The organism is Nostoc sp. (genome assembly GCF_036917515.1).
In the GTDB taxonomy this organism is placed as follows: Bacteria; Cyanobacteriota; Cyanobacteriia; order Cyanobacteriales; family Nostocaceae; genus Nostoc.
In genome coordinates this window covers 22,808-45,091 of the sequence record NZ_JBALDE010000265.1, presented here as the reverse complement: position 1 = coordinate 45,091, position 22,284 = coordinate 22,808, and the positions used below count along the sequence as shown (strand labels likewise).

Sequence of the window (22,284 nt, the reverse complement as noted above, 5' to 3'; positions counted from 1 at the left end):
TAGGGGATGAGGGCAACACCTCTGTCCACACACCCATAAACAAGTAGTAATTTATTTATTGATAATCCCTAAGCTGGAAACATAATTAATCCTTCGCTCGTCCTTCCGCTAGATTAACAATTTCTGTTGTTGTCAACTCACACCATAAATAAAACTGTCAGCGATTTACTTGTAATAAGTAATGATGATTTATCGTGCTTATCTAATCCCAAATATCATCTGGTAAAAATAACTCAACGGGATTTATGACTTTTTCTCCGGAAGTTCAGCACAGTTATCAGAAAACAATCTAAGTAAACCTGATTAGTTGATTCTTACTTGCACACCCACATTTACAACATGAAATCACATCTACTGGCGATTGGTTTAAGTAGTTTGCTTTTAGTTGCAGGACAAGCTAAAGCCTCACAATTACAGTCTTGGTACTATGATTCTAGCCAAAACCAATTAGACTTAACTACCACTTCAGGAATAGAACCAAAAGCCTTTTTATTAGATAATCCGAATCGATTAGTGATTGACTTACCTGGAACTAATTTTAATTCCGATACTATTAAACAAAGTTTTGGTAAGGCGATAAAAGAAATTCGCCTCGGCAAACCAGACTCTCAAACTACTCGTTTTGTCGTCGAGTTAGCTCCTGGTTATGATGTTACTTCCCAAAATATATCAATTAAAGGAGATTCTCATTCACATTGGATCTTCAAATTCAATTCATTTAACCGCCAAAGTAATCCCATTGTTGGAGAAAATAGAGAAGATATTGCCATCAAATCCACAGATGCATCTACATTTGCTGGAGTTGTGAATCTTGGTCAAGAAATGATTGGTATCACTTCTCAGATTCGCAGTTTATTAGCAAGTTATAAAACATTGAATCCAGGAATATTTTTCTTAGATTTATCTACAGGAAATTATATAGATATTAATGGCGAAAAAAGATTTGCTGCTGCCAGTACAATCAAATTCCCCTTATTAGTGGCTCTTTTCCAAGAAATAGATGCAGGTAGAATTAAACTCACCGATAAATTAGTGATGCGGCGCGATTTAAAGGTAGGCGAATCTGGAATTATGCAATACAAACCCATCGGCACTAAATTTAGCGTCCTAGAAACTGCTACCTTGATGATGACAATCAGCGATAATACCGCCACAAATCTGATTCTTGATCGCTTGGGTGGTGCAACAAAAGTTAGCCAACGTTTTCGCAGCTGGGGATTGCAAAATACAGCACTTCGGAATCTACTTCCAGACATCGGGGGCACAAATACAACTAGTTCCAAAGATTTGGTCAGATTGGCGGCGTTAGTTTCTAATAATCGTTTGTTATCCCCAACTAGCCGCAATCAAGTTTTAGGTATTATGCGCCATGTCAAAACCAATAGTTTACTACCAGCAGGTATCGGTCAAGGGGCGACCATCGCCCATAAAACTGGTACATTGAGATTTATCATCGGTGATGCGGGTATTATTCAAATGCCCAACGGCAAAAGCTATTTAGCAGGTGTTTTAGTGCAAAGACCAAACTACGATCCCAAAGCTGGAGATTTTGTCCGTGAAGTTTCTAGAAGAGTCTATAATTACCTAGACAATACCAAAATTAGCAATATAGAACCGATACTTGGCGATGCCTCCGGTGGGCTACGCCTACGCACTCCTTAATCAAGCGATCATTTAGTCCACCAGCTCAAATTCGGTAGATGAATAAGTTCGTAGTAAGGACTTTAGTCCTGGATTTTTAAGCACGTTTTGTGCTGACTACAAACTGATCATATTTAATCGCACAAACTACCACTAATATTGCACTAAATCGCAAAAATAGGGACGTACAGCTGTACGTCCCTACATATCTATCTGTATTCAGGTATTTTGTCGTGAAATGGAATTAACTCAGGAAATTTGGTGTACCACTATTACCATTCCTACCAACAGCAGGAATTTCCACTGTGTCATCTTTAGCTTTACCAGTGCCGTCATTGACAACGGAATTAGAGTTACCCACATGTCCATTAGGGATAAACAATTGTGGATGGTCAAAGGGCGCTTTATCATACCGAACTCGGTCATCAGTCAGTCCTTTTAAAAAGGCGACCAAATCCTGTTTTTCTTGTGGTGAAAGATTTAGGGGCGGAAGTACTCCAAAATCACCACCCCGATTGTAAAAATCAACCACTTGCTCTAGAGTCGCCTGACCTCCATTGTGGAAGTAGGGAGCAGTGAGTTCCACATTGCGAAGTCCAGGTGCTTTGAAAGCTCCGTTTGCAAGCACAGTTTCACTGGAATTCAAAGGTGGACTAAGGGTTGGGGGGTTTTCACCAAGGAGATCCTTAAATTTGCCCAACTGAGCCAATCGTGCTTCTGAAAGCGGATTACTACCCGGGAAACCGTCATGACCACCCAAACCGGGGTCGTCTGTGGGCGGTCTGACGCCGATATTGAAGAAGCCATTGTCTTCAGGGAGTTTTGGACCAAACGGCGCACGTTTGATTCGTCCCTCTTTAGCCACACTGCTCGCTGAAGCCGCTGTTAATTCTACTCCAGTGTGGCAACCAATACACAGACCTTTGCCCTCAAATAGCCCTTTCCCTCGTTGCTGCTGCACGGTTAAAGCGCTGGTGTTTCCTTCCAAGTAGCGATCATAGGGCGTATCATAGGAAATGAGCGTAGACTCGTACAACTGAATTGCCAGACCAAAGAATAGCGAGAAGTTGTACTCTAGCACCGTATATTCATTAGTCTCCAAGGAGCGATCGGGCCTTTTGACAATAGTCCGTTTACCGTCAGAGTCAACTTGGATGAGGCGAGTAGAATTCCACCACTCCGGCTTGAAGGCATCTTGAATCATCTGCTCGTATGTTTTATCTTTAAGTCCAGGCTGAGGCGATCTACTATATTTACCTAAAACGCTGTCTTGTGGATGCACAATCTGTTTAACTAGTGGTCTAAGAGGTAATAACTTTTTCGCAAGTTTTCGGGGGAGCTTTTTACCCTTAGCAGCGGTGAAAGATATTCTGTCAATTAGCCCCAACTTATCACTCCCGAACTTATCACCAATTTCTTCAAAAGTGCGACCATCTGCGGATGACTCAAAGGAACTGAGTGGCGGTCCAACAGCTTGAGACGCCAAAGACGAGTTCTTGAGGCTAACTTTCACAAATTCTGCCCTAATTGGGTTTATAGCCTTGACGACGGCAGCGTTAGGATCCCTTAAACCGAAGGGATTTACCCCATTAAAGATATTTTGTGCCCTTCCATCCCAAAAGTTGCGGAAGTTGAATGCAGCATTAATCACGGTTGGCGTGTTACGCGGCTCAACACGCCGCACATTGATACCTCCTACGTTGAACACCGGATCTAGGTCGGTTGTAACTTTGTCTTCTGCATTTCCAGGTGTGACATCCACAAACTTTGAATTGAAAATCCCCTGAGAAGAACTGACATCGTTATGGTCATATATAATAGTTTTAGGATCGTTTGGGTTTGACAGCTTGTGGAAGGGGAAATCTTCTGGTTTAAGCTGATAGTTTGGTAGTCCGCCGACATTAAAAACTGAATCTGGATTCTCTGTACCATTGGCGTTGACTCGCAAAAGCCCAGGAGCAATCTGATTTTTGGATCTATTGTCGGCTCCAGCATGGAAGTGACAACTAGCACAGGAGGTCTTTCCATCGCTCCCAATCTGCATATCCCAAAAAAGAGTCTTTCCTAACTCGATTGCAGCTGTTTTGTCTGCTACAAAGTCTCCAAGATTATCAGGTTCTGGAACCGATACGCTTTTGAGCGAAACTGGAGACTGGCCTGTAACTGCTGATACAGTATTTCCGGCTATTACTGCTACCAGAACAATGGCAGCAATTGTTATAGTCCTTGAAAATCTCGATCTTAAGTAGTTAGGCTTGCTATATCTGAATTTCCACTCTTGTTGCTTTATTTTTGTCACTAGAGATTTGAGCAAAAATCGACCTCTTGAGGTCAGCAATAAGTAACTTGATAATCCTGTGATAAAGATTACTAAACTGATTATGGGTATAATTCCCATAGTTGTTTTCTAAAGTAACACCGAGATAAAGTATACATTTACGAGGAAGTTTTAAATTTAATATTCATGTAAAATAAACACGCAAATTACGAATTTTATGTGAACAAAAAATACCCTCTTGGGGCTACGAATAATCAATTGAGTTTGGTCAGCTAATTGTTTTATATTGAATTTGCATTGACTAAGCTACTAATATCTATTCTCAACAAGAGTTTGATAAAATCAGTTAGGTATATCTTAAACTTATTATTAGCCCTACTGTGTGTAGGAGATTTGAATGTTACTACACCAAAGTTCGGGTCGGTGGCGCTTAGGGCTAGCATTATCGCTATTAACAGTCTTCTTGTGGGGAATTTTACCTATTGCCCTAGCAGTAACTCTACAAAAACTTGATGTCTATACCGTTATTTGGTTTCGCTTTTTGGTATCATTTATACTGCTTATTGTGTATTTAAGGATACGTGGCAAATTACCAAAATTAGAACAACTACGCTCTGCTTCTGGAAAATTATTAGCGATCGCTACAATATTTTTAGGGATTAATTACTTTTCGTTTACTCAAGGTTTAGCATTAACATCGCCTGCTAATGCTGAAGTTCTCATTCAATTATCTAGCCTTTTATTAGGTTTCGGAGGGTTAGTAATTTTTAAAGAACGTTATCGGCTGTCTCAATGGATTGGTGTTAGTGTAATGATTTGCGGTTATCTTTTATTTTTCCACGAACAATTAACGAATTTAATTACAGCACATGGTACATATATACTAGGTAGTGTTTTAATCGCGCTAGGATCGACAGCTTGGGCTATTTATGCTTTGGCACAAAAGCAGTTATTACAATCTTTATCTTCTACCAGCATCATGTTGGTCATTTATGGAGGCTGTGCTTTATTATTCACTCCTCTAGCCAAAGTTAAATCACTTTTTATACTTGATACTTTCCATTTAGGAATGTTGATTTTTTGTGCCTTGAATACCTTTATCGCTTACGGTGCTTTTTCTGAATCATTACAACATTGGGAAGCATCACGAGTCAGTGCAGTAATAGCTTTAGCTCCCATTGTGACATTAATATCAGTTACAGTTGTATCAGTTATTGCACCTGATTGGACACCATCAGAACACTTCACTCTTATAGCAATATTAGGAGCGGGTTTAGTAGTTACAGGTTCAGTAGCAATCGCTTTAGGAAAAGCTGATTAAATGCAATGTTTTTCCGGATTTTTACTGGCTTTTTCATTTAGTGATTTTGTGCAATATTCAAAGCTACAACATAAATACTGAGGCAGACTATTTTTTATTTGTTATGATTTAATAGTGAAGGCAAACTACTGAAGTCAGCTGGATACTTTACCCATCTGCATGATTTTGTAGTATTTAATTGTTGACTTTCTAGCCGAAATCTCCTTGAAAAAGAATTCAAAAATCAGAATTCAGGAGTCAGAATACATTCTTAGGGAATTGGAAATAACTACTTTTTAAAACTACCCAAACTAAGATTTAGTAGGAATTTCAAATCCATCATTACCCATCATTTTAAGCAAGCTACATTCGCAATTCATACATAATTCATCCTAATTTATAACTCCTGACTCCTAAATTCTGTTTTGATAAAATTGAGGCTAATAACTTGAATTAAACCAAGCAGGGCGCCCGAATAACTACCAAAGCCAACACCCGATAAAACCAGACCACCGAAATAGTTGAGCGATGAATAGTTTGTTTGGTAATTGGGCCAGCACCCTCAGAAAAAATTCTTTATTGCTGGTTCTTTCAATGGTGCTGCCAACATTTGGAATTAGTAATTCTGTCTTGGCAGCAGAGCGGATTTATGCATCTTATTCAGCCTTAGAGCTTTCCATTTCAGTAACCACTTTAGAGAACTACGCCAAAACAGGTGTAATTAACGAAGACTTAGCAGCCTATCAGCAATATCTGCCTCTAGAACAGCTTCAAGAATTGCGGCAGATTTTACTTAATCGTGTGAAAGTTAGTCCGGTAATAGTTTCGCAACTTCTCTACACACCGCAAGGAGAATTTTTACTGCATCGGTTGGCGCAAGTAATTAAAACTAGTCAACCAGAACCAGGATTAAGTACTTTGCGTTCGGCGCTAATTTTAGCCTCTGGTGAATCGGGAGGCTTGACACTTTTAAATGTGTTGCGTAAATATCCCACCAGCAGCATTCGCCTTGATGTCGCTGAGACTTTGGAAATAGGTACACAATTAGAGGAACTTGTTAACCAAACCCATCAGGCGATCGCAGCCGTTTCCCAAAAGTCTAAAATAGAAGCTGATAGTATTTCTCAACCAAATTTATCGCAATTGCCCGATTTAAAGGTTCCGGGAAAGTTTAAGTTGCAAAAATACACCCTGAACTTTTTCGACTCAACCCGCAATCGACTTTTATTGACTGATGTTTACATTCCGAATGTCCAGAATGCTGCACCGATAATTGTAATTTCTCACGGCTTGGGTTTAGACAGTAGTAACTTTGAATATTTAGCTACTCATCTAGCTTCTTACGGATTTGCCGTCATCGTTCCCAATCATCCTGGTAGTGATGCGAAACAATTACATTCTCTGTTAAAAGGACGCGCCATTGAAGTCGCACAACCAAGCGAATTTCAAGACCGACCTTTAGATGTAACATATATACTGAATCAATTGCAAAAAGGCAATCAATCTGATTCACGGTTTAAAGGTCGCCTAAATCTGCAACAAGTTGGAGTATTTGGTCAATCTTTGGGAGGCTACACAGCCTTGGCCTTGGCAGGCGCCAAAATTAACTTTCAGCAGCTAAAACAAGACTGTCAACCAACAGCACTGCAAAAAACCTGGAATATGTCTTTACTGCTCCAGTGTCGCGCTTTGGAATTGAGCATCAGCAAGTCTGACAAAAATTATAATCTGCGGGATGAAAGAGTGAAAGCTGCGATCGCAGTTAATCCGATTACTAGTTCTATTTTCGGCAAAGCTGGTTTAAGTCAAATTAAAACTCCAGTGATGCTTGTCAGCAGTAGTGATGATACAGTTGCACCAGCTTTATCTGAGCAAATTTTACCTTTCTCCTGGTTAGCGAATTCCCAAAAGTATCTCGTCGTGCTTGTTGGCGGTACTCACTTTTCCACCATTGGCAATGCAAACCCTGCAAATCAACAAGTAGCATTACCTGCCGATATGATTGGCGATGCCTCTCAAGCGCGTTGTTACATGAATGTTTTGAGTTTACCTTTCTTCCAAACTTATGTTGCAGTCAGGCCACAATACACACCCTACCTAAACGCCGCTTACACTCAAAGCATTTCTAGTAAGTCTCTTGGTTTGAATCTCGTCAAGTCATTGAATACAGCCGAATTAGTACAATTGCTGCATATAAAAGGAGCCAAACTTGTTAAAAAACAAGTTCCCAACACTATAGTTAGCTTCGGATTTTGGATGTTGGATATTGGTGTTGCATTGCTGCATGTAATGATTTTTATTTGATTTTTACAGACGTAATACCAATTTAAAATTCAAAATTCAAAATTAAGAAAGCTAGACATAACAAGGGTTTGGAAGTGTGTATCTATCGCATTCTTTTTTCAAATTGGTATAATTAATTACGTCTGTAAAATTTATTTGCGTGTTTATAAAATTAAAGGCTTAATTTTTGCTTGGACTTTTTCAATTATAGCCGTAGCCATATAGGTCAGGATAATGTTGATTGCTAAAAGCCTTGATTTCACGCTTGTTTATACTCAGCACGGGCTAAACGCCCTGCTGACGACGCTAACAGCACTTTGCTATAGGTGAATTCTAGTAAGAAATTTACCATAGCTGTTGGTTTCAACTTCACTCAACTAACTGAGTGGTCGAAAGTTGAGCGAACTTGTATTTAGCGACTCGTCCCCAACAAAGCCGAGGTAATACCAATTCTCTAAAATAAGGCAACAGATGTAAGCAGGAATTGCCTTGCTACATCTAAATTTCTCAATTGCGAATTGGTATAAGTCGAAGTAGTCAAAACTCGTTAACATAGGTATTTTTTCATCAGAAATCACCTTAGCTCTTATTCAATCTCCACAAATAAAACCTTTTTAGGTTTGGAGTCTAGTGCAGATGCACTTACCTTCATGACTGTAAAAAGCATAATATGCGATCGCATTCATACCTCTCGACATATACTTTAAAGAAATGTGACATTTAATTGCGCTATTGTAAAAGTCAGCTTTACATAAGTTCAGTTATGAGCCAGCCTGAATATACTACAGCCCAAGCTAATGCCCTGACTAATCATGATCGCATACCGATTCACATACCTGGCTCTATTCAACCTCATGGCGTTCTCCTGGCACTCAGTACTCAGCTAGAGATCCTGCAAGTTAGTAGCAATACCCAAATACACTTGGGTATTGCTCCAGAAGATCTGCTCAGTCAACCTTTGAGCTATTTACTTGACCCTCAGTCAGTGGAAATTGTCAAGCAGTGCTTGGTGAAAAAAATTGGCAGTACTAATACTTTTAAAGTATCAATAAATACTTTAGATAAAGGAAAATACTTTGACGCTATTGCTCATCGTACAGAAGAAGCTGTAATTCTGGAGCTAGAACCAACTGACTCAGAATTTGAGGTGAGTTTCTTAAACTTTCATAGTTTGGCGAGTGAAGCGATCGCTAAAATCCAAAGGACATCCAATCTAGGAGAATTTTTGCATCTGGTCGCCCAAGAAATCCAAAAAATCATCGGTTTCGACCGGGTGATGGTCTATCAATTTGACGAGTCAGAAGCGGGTTCTGTTGTTGCAGAAGTTAAACGGGAAGATTTATCACCTTATTTAGGACTCCACTATCCTGCTACAGATATTCCAGCGCAGGCTAGGGAGTTGTACACGCGCTGCTTTCTGCGATTTCTCCCCGATCTAACTGCCGAACCTGTCAAACTACTTCCAATAGAAAATCCAACAACACATCAGCATCTTGACTTAAGCTACTGTCTGCTACGGAGTTTCGATTGGTGTTGTACTGAATATCATCAAAATATGGGAGTAAAGGCTCTTTTGGTGATTTCACTTATTCAAGAGCAGAAACTTTGGGGATTAATATCCTGTCACCATCAAACACCAAAGTATATTTCTTACGAAGTCCGCAAGATGTGCGAATTTTTGGGACAGATTGCGTCTTCAGAACTAGCACACAAAATTAGTTACTCAGAATGGGATTATAAAGTAAAACTCAAATCGCTACAGTCTGATTTTCTAGAATCTATTTCCCAAGCAGACAATTTTATCGATGCCTTAATCAAACCGGAAATCCGCTTGTTGGATCTTGTTAGTGCTTCAGGAGCGGCGGTTTGTCTGGATAATGAAATTACCCTTGTAGGGACAACACCGAATATTGATGAAGTTCGGGCGCTCATTGAATGGGCAGATACCCAAGTTAGTGACAACCTATTTTCCACTGATTCTCTGCCGAAGCTTTACCAAGAGGCGCTGATGTTTAAAGATACTGCTAGTGGCTTGTTGCTACTGCGGATTTCTAAAATCCGGCGCTATTACATCCTTTGGTTTCGCCCCGAAGTTATCCAAACGGTACACTGGGCAGGAAATCCACAAAAATCCATGCAAGCACAGACAGATGGTAGCCTTACCCTGTCTGTACGAAAATCCTTTGAACAATGGCAAGAAACGGTTAGATTAACTTCTCTACCTTGGAAACCTTGTGAACTTGACAGCGCGATCGCTTTGAATAATGCGATCGTTGGTATTGTACTCTCGAAAGCGGATGAATTAGCTAAAATCAACCTGGAGTTAGAGCGCAGCAACCAAGAACTAGCATCCTTTGCCTACGCCGCTTCCCATGACCTTAAGGAACCTTTGCGGGGCATTTATAACTTCTCGACAGTGCTGCTAGAAGACTATGCTCAAGTATTAGATGATGACGGAATTGAATGTTTGCAAACAGTAGTATCCTTGTCTGTACGCATGGAAACTCTGATTAATGCTCTATTGCGACTCTCGCAGTTAGGACAGGCACAACTGCGTTTGCAAGCAACTGACCTCAAGGAATTACTCAACCAAGTAATTGACGTTTTTCGTGCTAGTCGTCAAGACTCTGGGCTTGTGGATATTCGCATTCCTCGGCCTTTACCAACAGTTTTATGCGACCCAGTTCTCGTTAATGAAGTCTTCAGTAATCTGCTTGGTAATGCGTTCAAATACAACGATAAAGCAGAGCAATGGGTTGAGATTGGCTATCTTTCTCAAGAAGAAGGGCAGAGGGGCAGAGGAATAGGGAAAGCAGGGGAAGAACAATTGATTATTGACCCATACCCCATGCCCCATGCCCAATGCCCAATCTTTTATATCCGAGATAACGGTATTGGAATTCCAGAGCATCACCTAGAAACTATCTTTAGATTATTTAAGCGGCTTCATTCCCAGCAAAAATACGGTGGAGGAGCCGGTGCAGGACTCGCTATTGTTAAGAAGATTGTTGAGCTTCATAACGGTAAAATTTGGGTGAAATCTACTGTAGGCGTTGGCTCGATGTTCTATTTTACGCTGCAATAGTTTAAAATAATCACTAAATATATATTTTTGTTAAGTTCTTTTAAGACCACTAATGACAAAAAAACTTCATGAACCGCTGCTCGTTGTTGAAGACAGCAATGAAGATTTTCGGATCTTACAACGTTTGATGCAGCGTATGTCCGTCCAGAACCCCATACACCGTTGTACTAATGGAGATGAGGTTTTAGAGTTCCTTTCTCAACAGAGGAACGATGCCTACGCTAAGAGCGAAGACCGACCCAATTCTAAAATAGGATTACGACCCTCTGTGATCTTGCTCGATCTCAATTTGCCAGGTATTGATGGCCGTGACATTTTAGATCGGCTCAAGCAAGACAAGAGTTTCAAGGGAATCCCCATCGTTGTTTTTACCACATCATCTAACCCCAAGGATATAGAATTGTGCTACCAAAAGGGCGCAAATGGATATCTGATAAAACCGATGGATGCTCAGGAATTAAAAAAGACGGTTCAGGCATTCGTGGATTACTGGCTTGAAGCCAATACTCCACCTGTGTTGGATTAATTTATTTATTTTCTGTTAATGTGGCAGTAGGGACAATAGGATAATTAAGAAAACAACTCAGGCAGACAGCGACATTTTCCTATTTGAATTACTGTGTCTGTCTTAAATGCGTTTTCCCCATTTCGCTGTTTTTCACACTGTCTTCGATTATTTTATATTGCTTTAGAATTACTAAAGAATTTAGATTTTATTTAGACTTAATTTTATATTATTTTTAGAATTACGCAATAAAAACACAATCTGGATAAAAGGGATCTATATAGCTCCCTGATCCTCATAACCTTATGTTGGACACATGGACGCTACTTATCATTGATGATTGTGCCGAAGATCGGAAAATCTATCGTCGATATCTTTTGAAAGATCCGCACCAGTCCTACAACATTTTGGAGGCAGACTGTGCAGAAGAAGGACTTGCTTTGTGCCGAGAAGTACGCTGCGATGTCATTGTGCTGGATTTTTGCCTACCCGATATGAGTGGGTTAGAACTTTTTGATCGCATACAGCAGGAGATATTTAAGACTTCTGTACCCGTGATTATGTTGACTGGGCGTGGCGATGAAGAAATTGCTGTGCAGGTAATGAAACGAGGTGCTTTGGATTACTTAGTCAAGCAACATCTTACACAGGATGTGCTGCAACTAGCAGTCCGCAACGCCATCAAGCAATCGCGCTTACAAGCCCAACTGCTCAAAACTCAGGAGAGACAGCGCTTAATTGCCACAACTGCTTTACGAATTCGCCAGTCTCTTGACCTAGAGCAAATTTTGAACACGGCTGTAGCTGAGGTACAGCAACTTCTGAAGTGCGATCGCGTGATAGTGTATAAGTCTGCCCCAGATACAGATGGTAAAATAGTTGCCTCATCAATTGAGTCAAACCGGACTGTGGCATTGTGCGATCGCCTCGGGGCTGGAACTGGGGACAAGGGGGGGAGGAGACAAGGAGATAAAGCACTGATGACTAAGGAAGAGTTTTGTCAATCCTCAATTCCTTATATCTATGAGCTTGGCTTGTGTAATTGTGTCAGTTTAAAAGAGCAATTTAATACTAAGGCAAATCTGGTGGTTCCGATTAATCTGAGCAACAATGGGAACTCAACCCCCAAAGTTTGGGGTTTATTAATTGCTCACTATAATTCCGGGGAACGACAGTGGCAAACTGATGATGCAGAAATGCTCAATGAAGTATCAGTGCAATTAGCGATCGCTATTCAACAGGCGGAATTGTTAGCCCAAACTCAAGCAGCCCTTGCCAAAGAAAAGCAACTCAATGTATTTAAATCCCAAATAATTACAACGGTTTCCCATGAGTATCGAACGCCACTAACTTCAATTCTGGCTGCGGCATCAACTTTGGTAAAACATAGTCAGCAACTAGATGAGTCCAAACAACAGAAATTCTTGGGAATCATCGAACAGAAAGCAAGATATATGTCCAAACTCGTGGATAATATGCTTCTGGTTAACCAACTGGAATTGGAAAAACCCAAGTTTCAACCAATATCAGTTGATTTACTGCAATTTTTTTCTGACCTTTTAGAACAAGAGCGAGAAACAATAGATGATCACCACGAATTGATTTTTAAAATTACTGGGAATCATCATGGATTTTGGGGCGATCGCGGACTTTTGCAGCAAATTTTTATTAACTTAATGTCCAATGCAATTAAGTACTCTCCAGATGGAGGTAATGTAGAATTCCACCTGATCGGCAAAGAATCAGAAGCAGTTTTTTACATCAAAGATCAGGGAATTGGTATCCCGATGGCAGATCAAGAAAATTTGTTTCAATCCTTTAGTCGTGGAAGTAACGTTGACACAATTCCTGGTACAGGATTAGGGCTTGCGATCGCTAAAGCTTGCGTAGAATTACATGGTGGTGATATTACTTTGTTTAGTGAAGTGGGACAAGGAACTAAAGTTACAGTCAGCTTACCGAAGTTATTCCCAAAGGATTAAGTATCTCTATCATCAACTTGACCTCTTCAGGGAGCAATGCTCTAACAGTGAGATCATCATAAAGACAGCAGGGGAGCAGGGAGCAGGGGGAATGGAAAAAGAACCAATAAAAAGTCATGAAGACTTGGAAGTATATAAAATGGCATTTGATATAGCCATGAAAATTTTTGAATTATCTAAGAAGTTTCCTGTTGAAGAACGTTATTTTTTAACTGATCAGATTCGTAGATCATCCCGTTCTGTATGTGCTAATTTAGCTGTTCGCGCAGCGTTACCGAAGGGTAGCTTGGAGAAAACGTCGTTATGAAGCAGCTTTTGTAGCTAAGTTGAATGACAGTGAAGCTGAAGCAGCAGAAACTCAAACTTGGCTTAAATTTGCTGTCAAATATAGTTATTTAGACGTTGATACAAGCAGAGAACTTTATGCAGTTTACAATCGAGTTTTAGGCATTCTAGTAACTATAATCAACAATCCATCTCCTTGGCTCATAAAACGCTAATTTCTAATCCCCCTGCCCCCTACAAGAACTGCGGTCTTAATGATAAGTCTTTAACCAGACACGATATTAGTTGTGTTCTAGCAGGTTTAGAATCTTGTTCACTAACTCCTCTGGTTCTAATGGCTTGCTAATGTGAGCTTGAAACCCAGCAGTCAGTGCTTTTTGCTGATCAATATCTGTGGCATAAGCGGTAAGTGCGATCGCTGGAATCGTTCCTCCCTGATTGGGTGGGCGCGAACGAATCTGCCCAATTAGTATGTAGCCATCCATATCAGCCATGCCTATATCACTCACAATTACATCAGGAATGAAACTATCAAGTACTTGCAATGCTTCTAGCCCAGACGCTACGGCTGTCACTTTTGCGCCATTGTGTCGTAGCAAAAATGCTTCAAACTTGCGCGTATCACTATCATCATCCACGAGCAAAATTTGCAGGTTACTTAAGGGAGTCTGGGCGCTTGATGTTTCAGCGTCGGCTGGCTCAAGTACAATTAGCGCTGACTGGTTCAAGATCGGTATTTGAACTGTAAAGGTTGCGCCCTGATTCTCACCCAGACTTTCTGCTTTGACTGTGCCACCATGTAGTTCTACAATTTGGCGGACGATCGCCAGCCCCAAACCCAAGCCACCAAATCTGCGTGTCGTCGAGCTATCCTCTTGCTGGAAATAATCAAACACATGTGGTATAAATTTCGGTTGAATGCCAATGCCAGTATCGATCACCCGGATCTGAGCCTGTCGAGCAATTTGCCTTAATTCAATGATTACTTGTCCCTCATCTGGTGTAAATTTGACGGCATTGGTAAGCAAGTTCCACACCACTTGCTGTAAGCGGGCAGTGTCACCAGAGATAGGTGCAGTCGGTTCAAGATCAATCTGTAAGTTAATATTCTTTGCTTGTGCTGCTAAACGCACCGTTTCCAGGGCAGCAGAAATAACAGAGATTAAATTAAGGGGAGCCACTGTTAAGGACAGCTTGCCCCGCATAATCCGCGAAACGTCGAGTAAGTCTTCAATTAATTGTGATTGCAGTTTAGCGTTGCGCTCAATCGTTAGTAGTGCTTCGCTTTGACGGGCGGCGTTGAGTTTGCCTTTTTGCAGCAGTTGTGTCCAGCCCAAGATGGGGTTGAGGGGCGATCGCAACTCATGAGACAGCACCGCTAAAAACTCGTCTTTAATCTGGTTGGCTCGTTGCAACTGTTCTGCGTGTAGCTGAATCGAGACAATTAGGTTGGCTCGATCCAAAGCGATCGCTATCTGCTCAGACATCAATTGCAGCAAATCGATTTCTTCTGAGGTAAAGTAAGTGCGAGTGCGGCTACCAAACGAGATGGTTCCTAATAACCGTTCTTGGACAATTAACGGTTGACTGACATAAGCGGTGGCACTCAGGTCGCGGATGATTTGGGCACGAGGATGAGTGGCAATTTCGGCGTAGTTGAGAACGATTTGCTGTCGTTCTTGAGCCGTCCATCCACAGAAGGATTCACCAAACTCAACCCACTCAAACGCCTCAGCCACCTGTTGAGCCATGCCCTCATGGTTTTTCAAATGCAGTCTGGGGCGGTTGTCTTTTGACTCGACGATGTAGTTGTAGTAAAAGTCCAACCCTAGCTGAGGTGCGAGTTTGCTGAATAAATTATGCATCAGCGTCATCGGTTGCTCGACCGCCAGGAGATCGCTGGTGATGTCATAGAGCAACCGCAAGCGTTCATCAGCTTGCCGCTGTGAAGTGATATCGCGCATGATTTTAATAAATCCTTGCACGTCGTCGGCTTCATTGCGTAAGGGCATTACAAAGCCACTACCCCAAAAGCGACTACCGTCTTTTCGGATATGCCAGCACTCATTTTCTGCCTGTCCTTGAGTTTGGGCATTCTGGAATTCCCAGCCAACGCGGTCTTGTACGTTGTCTTCAAGGGTGTAAAGGCTGCGACAGTCACGGCCAATCATTTCTGCTTCTGAATAGTCGAACAAGTCTTCGGCACCAGCACTCCAACTGGTAATTATACCGTTGGGATCAACGGTTAAAATGGCATATTCTTTTGCACTTGCCACCATTAACCGAAGGCGAGCTTCACTTTGTTTGAGGGCAATTTCGATTTTTTTACGATCGGTAATGTCGTAGGACATTGCCAGCATAGCATCAACTTCACCCCGATCATTGCGTAAGGGTGTGCCATGAGAGATATAGTAGCGATCGTGGCTGTTGTGTTCTAAGGTAAATGATTCGCCATTGAGAGCTTGGCGGTAGTAGGGTTCGTAGCTGTCTGCCAGGGCGGGTTCAAGGACTTCCCAGAGTGTTTTGCCGACAAAGTTTTCAGTAGTCATGCCGACCCACTCCAGCGCTTCGCCTTCTGCAAGCTCGTAGCGCAAATCTCGATCCACAATGAACACAGCGCCATGAGGCAGTTTGGCCGCAACTTGACGCAGGCGGGCTTCGGCAAGTTGGCGATCGCGCTTTTCTTGGGCTTCTCGCAGCGCTCGTTGGACACAAGGAACCAACCGCCCTAAGTTACGCTTTAGCACATAGTCGGTGGCTCCCAGTTTCAGCGCTTCAATCGCCAATTCTTCGCCCATACTGCCAGAGACGAAAATAAAGGGCGTGTCAGGACAAAGCTTCTGGGCAATTCTCAAGGCGGAAATGCCATCAAAACCAGGCAAAGTATAGTCTGCCAAAATCAAATCGAACGTATTGGTTTCTAATGCCTTCACAAATTCAGCGCGAGTTTCTACCCGGAGCAGTTCACAATTAGCGCTGCCATCCGTCAGGGTAACATGTATCACCTCTGCGTCAAGGGGATTGTCTTCGAGCAAAAGAAACCGCAGTACTGTCATGACTATGCCTCATGTTTCGGCAGCGAAAAGTAGAACGTTGCCCCCTGGTCGATTGCGCCTTCTGCCCAGATGCGTCCCCCATGTCGATGAATGATCCGCCGTACAGTGGCAAGCCCGACTCCGGTTCCAGGAAACTGTTCCTGGGGATGCAACCGTTGAAATATGCTAAATAGTTGATCGTAATATTTCATGTCGAACCCTGCACCATTATCTTTGACAAAGAAAATTACTGACTGCTCCTGTTCAATGCTACCAATTGTGATGGCAGCTTCAGTGTTATTGCAGCTGTACTTGATAGCATTCGATAGTAAATTTTGTATCACTAATCGTAACAGGGTCGGATCGCCTTCTACCGTTGGCAATGGCTCAATCTGCCAGTCAAGTGATCGCCCGATTAGTTCCGGCTGCAATTGTGCTTGCACTTGCTGCACCAATTGACTGATATTAACAGTAGTCAAATGCATTTCTGTCTTCCCCAGGCGGGAGAATTCCAGCAAGTCGTCTACCATTTTTTCTGCCTCAAGAGCAGATTGCCTGATAATGTTGAGACTCTGCAAACTGGATGTATCAACGAGGGTTGCATCGAGCTTGCCTTGCAACAGTTCGGCAAAGCTGCTGATGTAGCGTAGCGGCGTTCGCAAGTCGTGGGATATCAAGGAAGAAAACGCCTCCAGTTCTTGGTTGATGGCTTCTAGTTGAGCCGTGCGCGCTTTCACCTGTTGCTCCAAGCGAACGTTGAGCGTTTGTACCGCCTGCATCACCTGTTCGCGGTAAACCGCTTCGCGTCGCAGCTGTGCCAATTTGAGGTTCGCATCGATTCGTGCTAACAGTTCTCGTGTCGAGAAGGGTTTAATTAAGTAGTCATCTGCGCCAGTTTCTAAACCCTCCACCCGTGATTCTTCGCCAGCACGAGCAGAGAGCAAGATAATCGGGATTGTCTGGGTATTTGCTGAAGCCCGTAGCGATCGCAGCAACTCAAAGCCATCCATTCTCGGCATCATCACATCTGCTAATACCAAGTCATAGATGGCACTTCCACCACGCCGGATCGCAGTCAGTGCGGCCAACCCATCATTTGCAGTTTCCACCTCGTAGTATTGGTTTAATAACCGCCTGAGATAGCCACGCATATCGGCATTGTCATCCACCAGGAGAATACGCGCCCTCTTGGAGCTTTGTGCTTGAACCTCTGAGCTTTGAGCGTAAACCTCCGAGCTTTGAGCTTGAACCTCCGAGCTTTGAGCCTGAACCTTCGAGCTTTGAGCTTGAACCTCCGAACTTTGTGCCTGAACCTCAGAGCTTTGTGCTTGAACCTCCGAACTTTGAACTTGAAATTCTGTGCTTTCTTCAAGGGCAGTTCCCCCTGCTCCCTGCCCCCTGCTCCTCTGCTCCCCTGCTTCTTCAGGTAGCCAACGCAAAGCTTCTTCAACAAAAGCATTTGCAGTTACAGCCGTCGATGGCAGTGTCGAGGCAACCCAAATTTGGTCGGCGGGTAGATGGGCGATTCCGGTGGGGATAGTGACGGTGAAGGTTGTGCCTTGGTCTACTGCGCTCGTAACCGCGATCGCGCCGCCGTGTCGCTTGACGAGTTCCTGCACCAGAGACAAGCCAATGCCTGAGCCTTCATAGCTGCGCCCCTTCGCGCCTTTGACTTGATAGAACCTTTTAAAGAGGTGAGGCAGTTCGGAAGCGGAAATACCTACGCCCGTGTCGCTGACCATTAATTCAACTGTGTTTACTTTGAATTTGAGCGAGACACAAATCATACCCTCGAAGGTAAATTTTAAGGCATTGGAGAGTAGATTCAACACAATCTTTTCCCACATCTCGCGATCAACGTAAATGGGATCGGCTAGGGGGGGACAATCGACGACTAATTGCAAATTAGCATTCTCAATCGCCGAGCGGAAAACACTTGCCAGTTCCCCCGTGTAGGTGGATAAGTCGGTGGGTTCGTAGTTTGCTTTTAGGCGATCAGTTTCGATGCGGGAAAAGTCGAGCAGGGTATTAACAAGTTTCAGTAAACGCAAGCTGTTGCAATGTATTAGTTCTAGCTGTTTCCGTTGTGAAGAAGTTAGGGGATTTACCGAATCGCTCAAGGCATCTTGCACCGGAGCGAGTATCAACGTTAGCGGCGTGCGGAATTCGTGGCTGACGTTGTTGAAGAAGAGAGTTTTGGCGCGATCAAGTTCTGCCAGTGCCTCTGCCCGTTGGCGTTCTTCCTCGTGGGCAGATTGTTCTCGAATCCGTTGCAGTTCCGATTCGCGCAATTCTACTTCGGTGCGGGCGCGTTCGATGGTCGCCCAGGTTCGTTCAGCTACATCCTGCAACAGCGTGATTTCGCTTTCAGACCACTCGCGGAGTGAGGTATCCGCCACCAGCAAGACCGCGATCAGCCGCCTGTTCTTGACGAGTGGCACACCCAGAACAGACTGCATACCGATTGAGGTGTAGCGTTCGACGACGCGCTGGTTGAATAGCGGATAAGCCGAGAAGTCCGGGACGTTGAACACGCTTCCCGCGTGCAGGTAATCGGTGAATTCGGGAACGTCCGAGAGGTCATGAACGCCGACCATCGAAGGCAAGCCTTCCTTCACGGCATCTCGCAGAATTGTCGCAACCGTGCCGGTTTGATCGAACTCGTTATAGTAGCACCACCCAACATCGAAGTGTTCGCCAAGCAGGCGGGTTGCCGCGCCCTGGATATCTGCCGGGTCGGTGAGCGATCGCAGTGCATCCGACAGCTTCACCCGGAACGCATCGATTTGGGCCGTGCGACGCAATTGTTCTTCCGCCTGTTTACGCTCAGTGATGTCAGAAAATACGATCGCTACTTGCTTGTTTTGGGGATCGCCGTGCCGATACGCTGCCACTCGCAGGTATCGTCCTATATCGACTGGCAGAATTTCAAACTCGATTGGTTCGCCCGTGGTCAAAACCGTTTCATAGTTGGTGAAAATCACGGCTTCTAGATTCGGCGCCAGCTCGCGGGCAGTTTTACCGATCGCCTGCTTGAATCCGCTTTGGGTCTCAAATGCGGGATTGACTTCTAGAAAACGGTAGTCGAATGGCTGTCCATCCTCGTACAACATTTCGATGATGCAAAAGCCATCGTTAACATTCTCGAATAGCGATCGATATTTTGCCTCCGATTCGCGCAGGGCAACTTCTGCCGTTCGCCGCTCGATCAAATCGGCGGCTTGCCGCGCCAGCACGGCGAGCAGGCGCAATTCTCTTTCAGATGGCTGATGAACGTCGCGCCAGTGCGTCGAAATCATTCCGACGAAGTGCCCGTCGCGCGAGATCAGCGGTGTGGACTGCATGGCGCGGATGCCAGAGAGTCGATAATGCCAAAGGTTCTCCGTTTGGGCGACGAAATCCCAAAGCTCTACGTCGGGAACGATTACCGCCTCGCCGCGCGTCAACGCCAGAGCGCACGAAGTCGTGTCCTCCAGTTGCACCCATTCCCAAAACTTTGCCGATTCGGGAGCGAACCCTTTTTGAGCCAGAAGGAACAACTCGTTTCGTTCGGATGAAAGCATTTGAATACTTGCCATGTCCGAACGCATCACCGAACGCGCGGCATCGAGAATCTGTTTGTGAAACGCGTCCGTGTTGTTTTCCTCGAGCAAACTGCTGCTGATGCGCTGCAACTCCTGCGCGTCGGCGAGTTCAATTGCCAGTTTCGCTTCCGACGCGCGTAGGGCGACTTGGGCTTGTCGCTGCTCAATCAAATCGGCAGCTTGGCGGGCGAGTAAATCGAGAAAGCGCAGTTCGCGATCGCTCGGTCGATGGTGTTTGCGCCAATGGGTTGAAAACATACCAATCCGTTTGCCCGAACGGGTAATCAACAGCGTGGACTGGGCACAGAGATAACCTGCTTCCAGATGCATTCGGCACGAACCGTCGGGATCTTCGCTTTCTGGCACATCGTAATTTATAAAGCTGCGCTTGCCTGTTGCCAGTGCAATCCCACAAGGCGTGTTTAAACTGGCGTTGACGCGGTAGAAATGCTCGGTCATATTTCGCTCAAAGCCTTGTGTAGCTAGCAGCAACAGGTCTTGCGTTGCTTCATCGAGAATTTGCACTGTTCCGCCATCTGCCCGCATGAGGGCGATCGCAGCAGCTATAATTTCCTGGTAAAGTGTCTGAATGTCGCCTTCGGTTACAAGCCTCGCGCTCAGTTCGTGCAACAGCAGCGTATCTTTCAGGTCTGAGTCAACGGTTGGTTCGGCTTGTTTGCACTCGATGGTATCTTTGTCAAGTTGCTGCGCTTCTTGCAATGCCAGTTGTACCGATGGCACTAACCGCCCTAAGCGTTGCTTGAGTACATAATCTGTCGCGCCCTGTTTGATAGCTTCAATCGCCAATTCTTCACCTAAACTGCCAGAGATGAAAATAAACGGCGTATCAGGACGTAAGCGACGGGCGATCGTTAATGCCGCAATTTCATCAAAATTACACAAGGCATAGTCTGCCAAAATCAAGTCGATTTCGTCGGTTTCCAGTGTTCTTATAAAATCAGTGCGAGTCTCTACGCGCAAGAGTTCACAGTCAATACCGCCCTCTCTCAGCGTGGCTTGCACGACTTGTGCATCAGCTAGATTGGCTTCGAGCAAGAGAAACTGAAGTGCTGACATTATTTTCCTTCTGCTGTTTTAGTAGTACCGGGCGGTTTCTTCCACAGTGCAGAGCAAATTTGCGCCAGTACCTTCATATTTCCATTGATCACAAAAAGCTTTTTAGCCACACTACCTTAACCTTACTGACGGTAATAATCAGGCAACGCCTGACCAAAGAATCTTGCAGATCCTTTCAGCAAAAAAGCCTTAAGCATAAATAATTACAATTTATATATATTTTGCTAATTTTATCCTAAATTTTAGTAACCTAAATTGTTTATCATTTTTCTACAACAAATAGCAGCCCCCTTAAGGTATAGGTCAACAATTCCTCGTAACTAATGATTTTGTGTTATTCCAAGGTTTTCTCAACTTAAACAAACCATTTGACTGGACTTCCCACGACTGTGTAGCGCGGGTGCGAAAATTGTTGCGCCTCAAACGTGTAGGACACGCAGGAACCTTAGATCCAGCTGCTACAGGAGTTTTACCAATCGCACTTGGTAAAGCCACAAGATTATTGCAATATCTGCCAGAAAACAAAGCTTACAAAGCCACTATTCGGCTGGGTGTGCGGACTACAACCGATGATTTACAAGGTGAAATCATCACTTCTCAACCTTGTGCTAGATTGAGTTTAGCAGAGGTGAAAACTGCACTGGCACAATTTGAAGGCAAGATTGAGCAAATACCACCTAGTTACAGTGCAATTCAAGTGGATGGAAAACGTCTCTACGACTTAGCACGCCAAGGGAAAATGGTGGAAGTTCCAGTGCGGACAGTGGAAGTTTTTCAGATAGATATTTTGGACTGGAGAGAAGGAGATTTTCCAGAATTGGATGTAGCGATCGCCTGTGGTTCTGGTACATATATTAGAGCGATCGCTCGTGACTTAGGTGCAATCTTAGAAACTGGTGGCACTCTTGCGGCTTTGATTCGTACCCAAAGCAGTGGTTTCGATTTAACAGATAGTCTCACTTTTACCGACTTAGAAACTAAATTGCAAGGCGGGACATTTCAACCTCTTATCCCTGATGCAGCCTTACAACATTTGTTGTCTGTGACTTTATCAGCAACATCTGCTCAAAAATGGTGTCAAGGTCAGCGAGTTTTTCTAAATTCTGATGTGACTGGGATAGTGCGAGTTTATCAAGAAGAGACTCACTTTTTAGGTATTGGACAATTACAAGATGAAGTGTTGATTCCGCAAATGGTTTTTGAACCAATTTCTTAAAGAATTCAGAAGT

Annotated in this window: 10 protein-coding genes and 1 pseudogene; 8 read left to right on the top strand and 3 right to left on the bottom strand. The window is 43.7% G+C overall.

What is annotated here, in order from left to right:
* The first annotated feature begins 339 nt into the window (after window positions 1-339).
* Window positions 340-1,662 (top strand): serine hydrolase, encoded by a 1,323-nt coding sequence (locus tag V7K89_RS33865; RefSeq protein WP_335195233.1) that lies wholly within the window; start codon window positions 340-342, stop codon window positions 1,660-1,662.
* Between the two features lie 223 nt (window positions 1,663-1,885).
* Here the strand turns inward: V7K89_RS33865 and V7K89_RS33860 are convergent, their stop codons facing one another.
* On the bottom strand, window positions 1,886-4,039 hold the full coding sequence (locus V7K89_RS33860) for a cytochrome-c peroxidase (protein WP_335195231.1): 2,154 nt from the start codon (window positions 4,037-4,039) through the stop codon (window positions 1,886-1,888).
* Between the two features lie 277 nt (window positions 4,040-4,316).
* On the opposite strand from V7K89_RS33860, the gene V7K89_RS33855 reads away from it, so the two are divergent.
* The 6 genes and pseudogenes from V7K89_RS33855 to V7K89_RS33830 all read left to right on the top strand — a co-directional run bounded on the left by V7K89_RS33855 (window position 4,317) and on the right by V7K89_RS33830 (window position 13,574).
* Window positions 4,317-5,240, top strand: a complete 924-nt coding sequence (locus tag V7K89_RS33855; protein ID WP_335195229.1) for a DMT family transporter — start codon at window positions 4,317-4,319, stop codon at window positions 5,238-5,240.
* Between the two features lie 507 nt (window positions 5,241-5,747).
* Window positions 5,748-7,523, top strand: a complete 1,776-nt coding sequence (locus tag V7K89_RS33850; protein ID WP_335195227.1) for an alpha/beta hydrolase — start codon at window positions 5,748-5,750, stop codon at window positions 7,521-7,523.
* 742 nt (window positions 7,524-8,265) lie between these two features.
* Window positions 8,266-10,587 (top strand): ATP-binding protein, encoded by a 2,322-nt coding sequence (locus V7K89_RS33845; RefSeq protein ID WP_335195225.1) that lies wholly within the window; start codon window positions 8,266-8,268, stop codon window positions 10,585-10,587.
* Between the two features lie 52 nt (window positions 10,588-10,639).
* Entirely contained in the window at window positions 10,640-11,113 is a 474-nt protein-coding gene (locus V7K89_RS33840; protein WP_335195223.1) for a response regulator, read from the top strand.
* Window positions 11,114-11,397: 284 nt separating this feature from the next.
* Window positions 11,398-13,074 carry an ATP-binding protein gene (locus V7K89_RS33835; RefSeq protein ID WP_335195221.1) on the top strand — a complete coding sequence of 559 codons (1,677 nt, stop codon included), beginning with the start codon at window positions 11,398-11,400 and terminating at the stop codon, window positions 13,072-13,074.
* Window positions 13,075-13,165: 91 nt separating this feature from the next.
* Window positions 13,166-13,574: pseudogene (locus tag V7K89_RS33830) on the top strand (four helix bundle protein).
* Window positions 13,575-13,640: 66 nt separating this feature from the next.
* On the opposite strand, the gene V7K89_RS33825 reads toward V7K89_RS33830, so the two are convergent.
* Both V7K89_RS33825 and V7K89_RS33820 read right to left on the bottom strand, forming a co-directional pair.
* A complete protein-coding gene (locus V7K89_RS33825; RefSeq protein WP_335195219.1) occupies window positions 13,641-16,415 on the bottom strand; it encodes a response regulator in 2,775 nt (924 codons plus the stop codon).
* A 2-nt stretch (window positions 16,416-16,417) separates the two neighbouring features.
* Window positions 16,418-21,055, bottom strand: a complete 4,638-nt coding sequence (locus V7K89_RS33820) for an ATP-binding protein (protein WP_335195217.1) — start codon at window positions 21,053-21,055, stop codon at window positions 16,418-16,420.
* Window positions 21,056-21,386: 331 nt separating this feature from the next.
* Between V7K89_RS33820 and truB the strand changes: the two genes are divergently transcribed.
* Window positions 21,387-22,271, top strand: a complete 885-nt coding sequence (truB, locus tag V7K89_RS33815) for a tRNA pseudouridine(55) synthase TruB (RefSeq protein ID WP_335195215.1) — start codon at window positions 21,387-21,389, stop codon at window positions 22,269-22,271.
* The last annotated feature ends 13 nt before the right edge of the window (window positions 22,272-22,284 follow it).

What these genes read in the sequence shown, in the direction of transcription:
- V7K89_RS33865 (WP_335195233.1), top strand. Translation starts at nt 340, where the DNA reads ATGAAATCACATCTACTGGCGATTGGTTTAAGTAGTTTGCTTTTAGTT.
- V7K89_RS33860 (WP_335195231.1), bottom strand. Translation starts at nt 4,039, where the DNA reads ATGGGAATTATACCCATAATCAGTTTAGTAATCTTTATCACAGGATTA.
- V7K89_RS33855 (WP_335195229.1), top strand. Translation starts at nt 4,317, where the DNA reads ATGTTACTACACCAAAGTTCGGGTCGGTGGCGCTTAGGGCTAGCATTA.
- V7K89_RS33850 (WP_335195227.1), top strand. Translation starts at nt 5,748, where the DNA reads ATGAATAGTTTGTTTGGTAATTGGGCCAGCACCCTCAGAAAAAATTCT.
- V7K89_RS33845 (WP_335195225.1), top strand. Translation starts at nt 8,266, where the DNA reads ATGAGCCAGCCTGAATATACTACAGCCCAAGCTAATGCCCTGACTAAT.
- V7K89_RS33840 (WP_335195223.1), top strand. Translation starts at nt 10,640, where the DNA reads ATGACAAAAAAACTTCATGAACCGCTGCTCGTTGTTGAAGACAGCAAT.
- V7K89_RS33835 (WP_335195221.1), top strand. Translation starts at nt 11,398, where the DNA reads ATGTTGGACACATGGACGCTACTTATCATTGATGATTGTGCCGAAGAT.
- V7K89_RS33825 (WP_335195219.1), bottom strand. Translation starts at nt 16,415, where the DNA reads ATGACAGTACTGCGGTTTCTTTTGCTCGAAGACAATCCCCTTGACGCA.
- V7K89_RS33820 (WP_335195217.1), bottom strand. Translation starts at nt 21,055, where the DNA reads ATGTCAGCACTTCAGTTTCTCTTGCTCGAAGCCAATCTAGCTGATGCA.